12 protein-coding genes and 1 riboswitch are annotated in these 10464 nt (G+C 28.5%); of the genes, 10 read left to right on the top strand and 2 right to left on the bottom strand.

Annotated features, from left to right (window positions below; genetic code table 11):
- The 3 genes from RWY47_RS10550 to RWY47_RS10560 form a co-directional block, all read left to right on the top strand.
- On the top strand, window positions 1-192 hold a 192-nt coding region (locus tag RWY47_RS10550; protein WP_316030322.1), incomplete at its 5' end, for an LPXTG cell wall anchor domain-containing protein.
- Between the two features lie 102 nt (window positions 193-294).
- Window positions 295-385, top strand: a riboswitch (cyclic di-GMP riboswitch).
- A gap of 193 nt (window positions 386-578) precedes the next feature.
- Window positions 579-2987 (top strand): glycosyl hydrolase family 18 protein, encoded by a 2409-nt coding sequence (locus tag RWY47_RS10555; RefSeq protein ID WP_224170235.1) that lies wholly within the window; start codon window positions 579-581, stop codon window positions 2985-2987.
- A gap of 25 nt (window positions 2988-3012) precedes the next feature.
- Window positions 3013-4704 carry an immunoglobulin-like domain-containing protein gene (locus RWY47_RS10560; protein ID WP_224170236.1) on the top strand — a complete coding sequence of 564 codons (1692 nt, stop codon included), beginning with the start codon at window positions 3013-3015 and terminating at the stop codon, window positions 4702-4704.
- A 177-nt stretch (window positions 4705-4881) separates the two neighbouring features.
- Here RWY47_RS10560 and RWY47_RS10565 read toward each other — a convergent pair whose 3' ends face one another.
- Window positions 4882-5490, bottom strand: coding sequence for a class I SAM-dependent methyltransferase (locus RWY47_RS10565; RefSeq protein WP_224170237.1), 609 nt, complete (start codon window positions 5488-5490; stop codon window positions 4882-4884).
- 190 nt (window positions 5491-5680) lie between these two features.
- Here RWY47_RS10565 and RWY47_RS10570 point away from each other — a divergent pair, with 190 nt between their 5' ends.
- Complete coding sequence (locus RWY47_RS10570; protein WP_224170238.1) at window positions 5681-6490, top strand: HAD family hydrolase; 810 nt, start codon at window positions 5681-5683, stop codon at window positions 6488-6490.
- Between the two features lie 115 nt (window positions 6491-6605).
- Here RWY47_RS10570 and RWY47_RS10575 read toward each other — a convergent pair whose 3' ends face one another.
- Window positions 6606-7001, bottom strand: a complete 396-nt coding sequence (locus RWY47_RS10575) for an FUSC family protein (RefSeq protein WP_224170239.1) — start codon at window positions 6999-7001, stop codon at window positions 6606-6608.
- A gap of 189 nt (window positions 7002-7190) precedes the next feature.
- On the opposite strand from RWY47_RS10575, the gene RWY47_RS10580 reads away from it, so the two are divergent.
- From RWY47_RS10580 to RWY47_RS10605, 6 genes are all read left to right on the top strand, one after another.
- On the top strand, window positions 7191-7556 hold the full coding sequence (locus RWY47_RS10580) for a GntR family transcriptional regulator (protein WP_021430794.1): 366 nt from the start codon (window positions 7191-7193) through the stop codon (window positions 7554-7556).
- A 1-nt stretch (window position 7557) separates the two neighbouring features.
- Window positions 7558-8259, top strand: a complete 702-nt coding sequence (locus RWY47_RS10585) for an ABC transporter ATP-binding protein (RefSeq protein ID WP_021430793.1) — start codon at window positions 7558-7560, stop codon at window positions 8257-8259.
- A complete protein-coding gene (locus RWY47_RS10590; protein ID WP_025162653.1) occupies window positions 8253-9050 on the top strand; it encodes a hypothetical protein in 798 nt (265 codons plus the stop codon). The genes RWY47_RS10585 and RWY47_RS10590 overlap by 7 nt, the downstream gene beginning before the upstream one ends.
- A 77-nt stretch (window positions 9051-9127) precedes the next feature.
- On the top strand, window positions 9128-9304 hold the full coding sequence (locus tag RWY47_RS10595; RefSeq protein ID WP_021430791.1) for a hypothetical protein: 177 nt from the start codon (window positions 9128-9130) through the stop codon (window positions 9302-9304).
- Between the two features lie 89 nt (window positions 9305-9393).
- Window positions 9394-9687 (top strand): hypothetical protein, encoded by a 294-nt coding sequence (locus RWY47_RS10600; protein WP_021430790.1) that lies wholly within the window; start codon window positions 9394-9396, stop codon window positions 9685-9687.
- A gap of 175 nt (window positions 9688-9862) precedes the next feature.
- Window positions 9863-10464, top strand: a 602-nt coding sequence (locus RWY47_RS10605; protein WP_316030323.1) for a hypothetical protein, incomplete at its 3' end; no start/stop codon positions are given.

Consider the following 10464-nt stretch of genomic DNA (forward strand, 5'->3'; position numbering starts at 1 on the left):
AGTGTGTATAAGAGACATGGAATATATAATTATAACTGGAATTTAAACTTATCAAACTTAGAAAATATACATGTAAAAGCAAAAATTCCAAATGTACAAAATATAGTGATAATATCTATTTTAGGAATAGTTTTAATTTTAGGCTTAGCCATATTTATTCTTAAAAAAAGAAAAAATAAGAATAACAAATAATAAATAATAAAAATTATGTTGTACATCATAAAAATGTCTGCTATAATTACAGTGAATTAAACAGATAATAATCACTAAATAGTGAATATTATCTGTTTAAAAAAACTTAATAGGCAAAATTAGGGAAATCTAATGACGCAAAGCTATAGGGGCTAAGGTATGTTTATACATATTATGCCAGCCAGTTGCCAAAGAGTATACATACTTTTTGTTTTTATACGGCATTATTATATGTCTTATTAACTATACCATTAAACTACTCTTTAGGAGTGGTTTTTTTTGTTAAGTAAAAAACAAAGGTTAATAAGATGCATAAGAGTGTGAGATTATAAGCGTCTAGTTTTTATATCAAGATTAACCTAGTATAGCCCAATTGGAGGGAAAGAATGAAAAATTTAAAAAGATTAAGGAAACGCAGAAGTAAAGTGCTAGTAGCTATAATGATGTCTATGCTTATAACACAAGGGTTATATTCAAGTGATAGCATAATTGTAAGTGCGCAAGAACAAACTTCGAATCATTCTAAAAACATAGTTAACCATAATCAAAAAAGAAATGTTATGTATTATGGAGACTGGTCAATTTGGGGAGGACAGGAAAACTTTTATCCAAAGGATATACCAGCAGATAAATTAACTCATTTGAATTTTGCTTTCTTAGATTTTGATTCAAATGGAAACTTAAAATTTACAGATAAAGATGCTGCTGTTGGAGCACCTGTAGGTCAAGCTGGTGTTCAATGGGGAGCTGCTAATGCTGGTGTATTAAGTGCATTTCAAGAATTAAAAGCAAAAAATCCAAACTTAAAAATAGGAGTGTCTCTTGGAGGATGGTCAAAATCAGGTGATTTTTCTGAAGTAGCTGCAAATCCAGATAAAAGAGCAAATTTAGTTAAAAATGTACTGAAATTTATTGAGTACACAAACATGGATTTTGTAGATATTGACTGGGAATACCCATGTGATGTTAGGCAACCTGATTTAGTAGACAACAAAAACGATGAAGGCACACCTAATGCAACTAAAGCAGATAAAGAAAATTATATAAAACTTTTACAAGAATTCAGAACAGAACTTGATAAACAAAGTAGTAAACTAAGTAAGGATTATGAACTATCTGTAGCAATACCTGCGCCTAAGAGCAAAGTCGATTTAGGCATAGATGTAGAAAAACTTTTCAATATTGTAGATTTTGCAAATATAATGACCTATGACATGAGGGGAGCATGGGATGAATATAGCGGTCATCAAACAGCGCTTTATCCAAACGAAAGTGACCCTATAAAGGGGAATAATTTATCAATAGATGAGACTGTTGATTACCTAGTAGATAAAGGAGCTGAAAAAGATAAAATTGTAATAGGAGCAGCTTATTATAGCAGGGGCTGGGATAAAGTTGAAAAAGGTAGTAACAATTCTTTGCCAGGAATTTTTAACAAGGCTTCAATAACTACAAAAGATGCAGATCAGACACCATCAAGAGGAGCTATAAATGAAGCTCCATTAGCGTCAGGAGATGGAGGACGCATGGGCGGAGTATGGTCATACAGAAGTTTAGATAAATTAAAATCAAAGTATCCAGGACTAAAAGAATATTGGGATGATACAGCAAAAGCACCGTATCTTTATGATGAAAGTACTGGAAAGCTTTTTACATATGATAATGTAAAATCAATAACAGAAAAAACAAAATATGTAAATGATAATAACCTTGGAGGTATGATAGGATGGATGGCCTCTCAAGATGCTAAAACGGATTCTAGTAAAAGAGATGAATTGACAAAAGCATCTAAAGAGGGACTTTTCGGAAGTGGAAAATTACCACAAAATGAAATAACTTTTTCAAAATTAGATGTTAAAACATCAATAAGCCCGTATGAAGAACAATGGGGTGAAGATAAAAATGGATATGAGATAACTATAAAAAATAATGAAGTATTACAAGAGTCACAGGATGTTTTAGCCTCAGTAGAAAAAGGTGCTGAAACTATAAAAGCTCCTAAATTATATATAAAAAGTGATAAAGCTTTAAAAGCAGGCGATCACATGGCTGGAAACGTCACTTATGAAAATGGTTATACAATAGTAGATTTACAGTCTGTTTGGGAAGGTAAAAATATAGAACCTGGAAAAACATATACTTTTAAATTAAAGGGAGATGCAAATATATCAGGAATAGATCTTGTTCAGCGAATGTCTGATAATGGTATAGATATGTATAGACAATCAATTCTAGAGGATTCAGAAGTGAAACCTCCAGGAAATCAAGCTCCGGTAATACATGGTGTAGATAATAAGACTATAAACATAGGGGATTCATTTGATAAATTAGCAGGGGTAACAGCTACGGACAATGAAGACGGAGACATAACAAATAAAATAAATGTTATTGGTTCTGTGGATACGAATAAAGAGGGTAGTTATAAGTTAGTCTATTCAGTTGAAGACAGCAAAGGTTCAAAAGCAGAAAAAGAGAGAGTTATAACAGTAGTAAAAAAAGGTGAAGAGCCATCACAAGATACATATGATCCAAATAAAATATACTTAGCAGGGGATTCAGTTGTATTTAAAGGCGAAAAGTATATAGCTAAATGGTGGATAAAAGGAGAAGATCCAGATAAATCTCAAGCATGGGAAAAGGTAATAACTCCAAATGAAGATGGAACTATAGATTATTATGAAGGCATGATTTGTAATGGTGGAGAGCATGTAAACTATAATAATCACGTATACAAGGCTAAATGGTGGACAAACACAGTACCAGGTAGTGATGCTTCTTGGGAATTTATAAAATAAATAATTATTAAAGGGGAGAGTAAATATGAAACACTTAAAAAAATTAAATAAAAAAATAGTATTCACATTAATGGTATCTATGATTATGGCATCAGGAATTTCAATGTATGATGGAATAAAGGTTAATGCACAAGAAAATAAGGCTACGAATATAAGTTATTCAAATAAGAGTGTTAATTTTGGAGTAGGGCAAGGTATTGAGTGGCCAACTCAAGTTAATGCACCTTATGTTGACATGGTTGCATGGATAACAAAGCCTGGATACACAAATAATGGGACTGTAAACTTAAAAAGAATAACTGAAGATAGTGGAGTAAAATTCTTCAATTTAGGATTTATACAATCAACGGGTAAAATTGAAAATAATAAGGTGAAATGGGGATGGGGTGGATTCTCTGTTTTAAATGAAGATAATAATGACAATACACAATATCAAGGTATGAAACAATCTATTAAAGAATTAAGAGATATTGGAGGAGACGTAACGGTAGCATTTGGAGGATTAAATGGGGTTACATTTTGGGAGCAAACTCAAGATGTAAATGTCTTATACAATACATATAAAGAAATTGTAGATGGCTATGGATTAACAAGAATAGATTTAGATATTGAAGGAGGAGCAGCTCAAAGTAAAGCCTTAAACATAACAAATGCTAAAGCTATAAAGAAAGTTCAAGATGAAACAGGAGTAGATGTAGTATTAACATTACCTGTATTACCAAGTGGATTAACATCAGTTCAACTTGATGTTTTAGAGGCATATCTATCTCAAGGAGTAGATATAGAACTTGTAAATATAATGACTATGTGCTATGGAAATGGAACTTTACTACCAGGTGAAAATTATGGAACAGCCTCTATAAGAGCTATTGATAATACTAAAAATCAAGTACAACAGTACTTTAAAAAATACGCAAATATATCTTTAACAGATAGTGAAGCGTATAAAAAAGTAGGGACAACTTCGTCTATTGGATTTGAAGGAGAAGCTCACCCTATATTTGGAACTGATTGGGCTAAGTTAGTTGTTGACCACTCTATAGAAAAAGGATTAGGAATGACATCTTTCTGGTCAATGAATAGGGATGCTATGTTAGAAACTAACAAAGGAGTGACAAGTCAATATCAGTTCACAGATATATACAAAACTTTTGGAGAGGGTGCAGAACCAGGAGATCCTCAACAGAATCAAGCACCTACATTACATGGAATAGACAATAAAACTATATATGTAGGAGATAAGTTTGACGAATTAGAAGGGGTAAGTGCTGCAGATAGAGAAGATGGAGATTTAACATCTAAGATAAAAGTAGAGGGGAAAGTTGACACAACTAAAGCTGGAGATTACAAAATAAGTTATTCTGTAGCAGATAGTGAAGGTTTAACAACTAACAAACAAAGAACAATAACAGTTAAAGAAAAGCCAGATCCATCACAAGATACATATGATTCGAATAAAATATATCTAGAGGGAGATTCAGTTGTATTTAAAGGAGAGAAATATGTAGCTAAATGGTGGGTAAAAGGTGAAGATCCAGATAAATCTCAAGCATGGCAAAAAATAGTGACTCCAAACGAAGATGGAAGTATAGATTATTATGAAGGATTAGTTTGCCAAGGAGGAGAGCTTGTAAGATATAATGGGCACACATATAAAGCTAAATGGTGGACAAACACAACTCCAGGAAGCGATGATACTTGGGAGTTAATTAAATAGATAAACAAAAAATAGCTGAATAAATTTCAGCTATTTTTTTATGCTTAAATAAATTATAAATACTAAAAACTGTTAAAAAACTATGAAACTTAATTATATAAATACACTATGTTTTGAGCATAAAAAATATTTTAAGCAACGGACGGAGTTGGTGGAGATATGAGCAAAGCGAATTTTTTACGCATACATCCTATAAATTAAAAATCTTTCACAACAGTCCTTTTCATACAATCCATGAAGTTTGACCTCTTCATAAAGTAAAAATCCAGTGTTGTTTTCTAGAAAATATATATAATCTTCTGAAGGATAATATAGTATTAAATCTATAACTCTTGGATTTTTTTCATAAGAATCTAAAATATTATTTACTATTTTTCTAAAGATAGTAACTGAAAATGGATTGAAAAAATAGAATTTGTTTTCTACAGACTTAATTTGGTAATCTTGACCTAAAATACAATTAAAATCTATTTGACTAGAAAGTCGCTTATGCTTGTCTAAGTAATTTTCTTTATTGATTAGGCAATCCTGATAATAAGTTTCATCCATTTCTATACCTGTAGCATTACATTTGAAAAAACTATTAAGATAGAATATAAGTCTGCCTTTGCCGCATCCAAAATCAACTACATTATCCGTTTTATCCATAGTGTATGTTTTAAATAATATATCAAGTGCGATATATGACGTAGCTTGATATGGGTGGTAGTGGTTAACACTAGAATCCCAAAGTTTTTCACCCATAGTATTTATGTTTAATAAATCTTCATAAAATTTTTCATCCATAAAACTTCCTCTTTCAAATTTAGTTAAATTTTAAAATCAAAACACAAATAACATTATACATAATATTTACAATATTATGCACATGACTTTTAGTTTTTGTAGATTTTATGTATAATATAAGAGTAATATATAAATTAAAAATTGTGAACGGCGATTTTTATAAAGTTTATTATACAATAGGAGGGATTAGATGGTTAAATTAATAGCAACGGATATGGATGGGACATTACTAAATAGTAATCATGAAATTCCAAAAGATTTTAAAGACACTATAAATGCTTTAAAAGAAAAAGATGTAATGTTTGCTATATCTACAGGAAGAAACTATTTAGATATATCTTATCAATTTGATGATTATAAAAAGGAAATATTATTTATTTGTGAAAATGGAACAGGAATATATTATAAAGATGAATGTATATATTCAAAGTTCTTGGAAAAGGATACCATAAAGCAATTGGTAGAACTTGGGCGTGAAGTAGATAATGCATATCCTATGTTATGTGGGACTAAGGGGCTATATTTAGAAGATGAAGAAGCTTTAAAACAGTTAAATATACTTTTCCCTATGAATGTGCCAGTTACAAAAGTAGATTCATTATTAGATGTAGAAGATGGAATATTTAAAGTTAATATGTTTGATTTAACTGATGCTGAAACTAATAGTTATTCAATATTTAAAAGTGCGAATATCGATGGGGTAACATTAACTCCTTCAGGTAAATATTGGTTAGATATGTCTAGTTTTGGAACAAATAAAGGACTTGCAATTAAAAAAGTGCAAGACATGTTTGATATAGATTATAAAGAAACTATGGTCTTTGGTGATCATTTAAATGACTTAGAGATGATGAAGAGTGCTTATTATAGTTATGCTATGAAAAATGGACATGATGATGTAAAAGAAATTGCAAACTTTGAAACTAAATACACAAATGAAGAATGTGGTGTAACTAAGACTATACAAGAAGAAGTTTTACAAGCTAAGGAATTAGCATAATATAAATTAAAAATAATGAGGGTTATTTAACCCTCATTATTTTTTGTATCGTAAGGTTTTATAGTTGTATTTATTAAAAAGGCAATAAATACACCCATTAAAGTATCGAAAGTTCTTAAAAAACATAAGAAATAGCATTTTCATTAGTGTAATTTATCATTATACTTAAAAATACTACACAACCTAAACTACAAGCTTCTTGAGCTTTGAACATATTACATAGGTGTATAACGGTCGATATTCCAATACCAAGTAAAATCGGATTTGTATATTTTATTGAAGTGAAATTAACTAACCATATAAGTAACACACTAAATAACCCACCTATTAGAGTACCTATTATACGATGTTTGCCAGCATTTATAGAGCTTTCAATAGTATTTCCCATACATAATATAGTTGCAACACAAACATAGAAGTAATCAGTTCTACCTAACAGAGAATATATAACTATGCTTAAAAATACGGCTATTCCTGTTTTTATATTTCTATAGCCTATAGTTGGCAACATTCTCACCTCTCTTTTAATATAGTATGTATTATATTTAACGAAATTTTACATGGAATAAATAGTAAAAAATATTATAAGACAGATTACCTTATATACATTTTTATATAAATATATTAAAAAGGTTGCATATCAAAGTAAAAACATATATTATTGTATTAAGTGATTAATACAATAAGGAAGTGATACAATTTGACTTGGGAATTTGATAATAACAAACCTATATATTTGCAGCTAATTGATATATTAAAGTTGAAAATTATATCTGGTGAATTTGAAATAGGTTCTAAACTAAGTTCTGTAAGAGATATGGCATCAGAAGCAGAAGTAAATCCAAACACTATGCAAAGGGCTCTAGCTGAATTAGAAAGGGAAGGGTTACTGCATAGTCAAAGAACAAGTGGTAGATTTGTGACAAATGATGAAGAAAAAATTAAATTTATGAGAAAAGAAATAGCAGACAGAGAAATAAATTCACTAAAAGAAAAGTTAATACAATTAGGATACAAAAAAAATGAAATTGTAGAGATTGTAAAAAATAATATAATGGAGGATTAATATGAGTCAAAATATAGCTGAGTTTAATGATGTATATAAGAAGTATGGTAAGAAACAAGTATTAGAAGAGTTTAATTTAAACATACCTAAAGGTAAAATAGTAGGTTTATTAGGTCCAAATGGAAGCGGAAAAACTACTATGATAAAGTTGCTAAATGGGTTAACGCAATGTGATAAAGGAAATGTTTTTATAAATGGATTGAAACCATCTGTAAAAACTAAAGAAATTGTATCTTACTTGCCAGATAGAAACTATTTAAATGAAGATATGACTGTAAAAGAACTTTTAAAATTATTTAGTGATTTTTATAAAGACTTTGATATAAATAAAGCAAAAGAAATGATTAAAAATTTAAATTTAGAAGAAAATGAAAAAATAAAATCTATGTCTAAAGGGACTAAAGAAAAAGTAGGATTAATATTAGTAATGTCAAGAAATGCAAAATTATATATACTTGATGAGCCTATAGGAGGAGTTGATCCAGCATCTAGAGCTTATATAATAAAAACTATACTTAAGAATTTTAATGAAGATTCAACTCTTTTAATTGCAACACACCTTATAAATGAGATTGAAAATATTTGTGATGAAGTTATTATAATTTCTAAAGGAGAAATTTTACTAAAAGGAAATGTAGATGAAATTAGAGAAGAAAAAGGAATGTCTATAGATGCTTTATTTAGGGAGGAATTTAAATGTTAGGAAAATTATTAAAATATGAATTAAAATCAACTGCTAAATTTTTTGTACCTATGTACTTTGCAATACTAGCAATAACAACTCTAAACACTATATTTATAAGAAAAAATGTTTTTATAGAGGCACAAGGAATAATAAATATGGTTATAGGTGGGCTATTTATAGCAATAACAACCCTAACTATAGTAATTATAGTTAAGCGATTTAAAAAGAACTTACTGGGAGATGAAGGTTATTTAATGTTTACACTTCCTGTAAAAAGTAGCAGTCTTATATTATCAAAATATATATCTGCTTTAATATGGGTGCTATTAACTATGATAGTTACTGCAATGGCCGTAATTATATATTCTAATGCATTATTTACAAATGTGGGAGGATTATTTGGAGATGGAACAACATTTTCTATAAGTAATATAATGATTTCAGGAAAAGAATTAGTTAGAAATAATCAAGATATTATAATAATTGCTAGTGTAGTAGGATTAACTTTAAGTAGTATATCTATAGTTGTATTTGTTATTTACAATTCGATAGCAATAGCTCAATTACCTATTTTCACTAAACATAAAACTGTAGTTAGTATAATATCATTTTTTGTAATAGGAAAAATTATAAGCGTTATTTATGATTTTGTTAATAATTTTACACCACAAATAAATATTTCAAATCTAGACTTCATTCAAGCTTTTACAAAAGTGACTACAATAGGAATTTTAGAAAATATATTTATAGTTATTATTTTATTTATCAGTCTTAATTATACTTTAAGTAAAAAACTTAATTTAGACTAATAAGGTAAATTTTATATCGTTTAAAAATTTTAAAAAATCATAACCTAATCTTAAGTAAATTAAGAAAGGGTGATTATATGAAAAAGTCTAAAAAATATGATGAATACAAAAATGAAGCTCAAAATTTTCAATCTATGGTGAATCATTCACAACGAAACTCAGAGTTTGAATCTCAATTAGAGGAAAGTCAAACTGTTGATAAAAAAATGGCTTCAAAAAGACAAGGAGCATTAACTAAGCAAATAAGCAATTAATGTAAAGTTGAATTTTGTCGAATTAAAAAAATAAAATAGTACATCATAATTAAGGAACAAAATAGGTAACAAGAAAAGGACTATTTAAAATGAAAAATTCTATGAAAAATCAATCATTAAATTCTATGCAAAATAATGCTCAACCTAATATGCAAAGCGTATCTGAGATGAACATGCAAAATAGTGGAAATCTAAACATGCAAAACAATGTTCAACCAAATATGCAAAATAATGCTCAACCTAATTTACAAAGTGTATCTGAAATGAATATGCAAGATAGTGTTGAACCAAACTCTCAATTCTCATCAAGTGTGGGTGCTAAGGGAATGGCTGACAAAAATGCTTATGCAAAAAAACAAATGCAAAATAATGAATTAAATTAATATAGCGAAAAAATACACATTTGATTATCAAGTGTGTATTTTTTTGCCTAATTTAAGACTATTAAAAAATTAGTAAACATATAATTTCAAATACATAAAATGTTATAAATATATAATTTACAGGAGATATATTAAGAAAATTTATATGAGCAAAATAATCTAGGGGGGATTATAGGTGGACTCAAAAATAAAAAAATACGTAGATAATTTGTTTGAAGAAGTGCCAAAAACAAGAAAAACTTATGAGATTAAATCAGAATTAATATCAAATATAAGTTCAAAATACAATGATTTACTAGACTCAGGATTAAATGAAGAAGAAGCTTATTTAAAAGCTATAGAAAATGGAGTTAATATAAATAATATTATTAAAGAAAATGAAAAAGATTTAAAAGAAAGTGAAGAATATAGAAAAAAATACTCAAAACGATATTCAATAGGAATAATGTTATATATACTATGTCCAACACCAGTAATACTTTTAGGAGATAGAGGATTTCCACAAGACAGGATAGGGGTAATTTTACTTCTTGCAATGGTAGCTATAGCAACTTCAATTTTGATATATAATGGATATAATAAGCCTACAACTTCAATGATAAATGATGAATTATATGCTGAATTTATAAATTGGAAAAAGTTAAGTGATAAAGATAGAATTTTAGAAAGAAGAATAAAGTCAATATTAAATTCATTAATTTTATTAATTTACCTTATAGTAAGTTTTACTTATAATAACTGGGAAGTTTCGTGGATTATATTTATTATAGGCGGTAT

The organism is Paraclostridium sp. MRS3W1 (genome assembly GCF_032465715.1).
GTDB classification, from domain to species: domain Bacteria; phylum Bacillota; class Clostridia; order Peptostreptococcales; family Peptostreptococcaceae; genus Paraclostridium; species Paraclostridium dentum.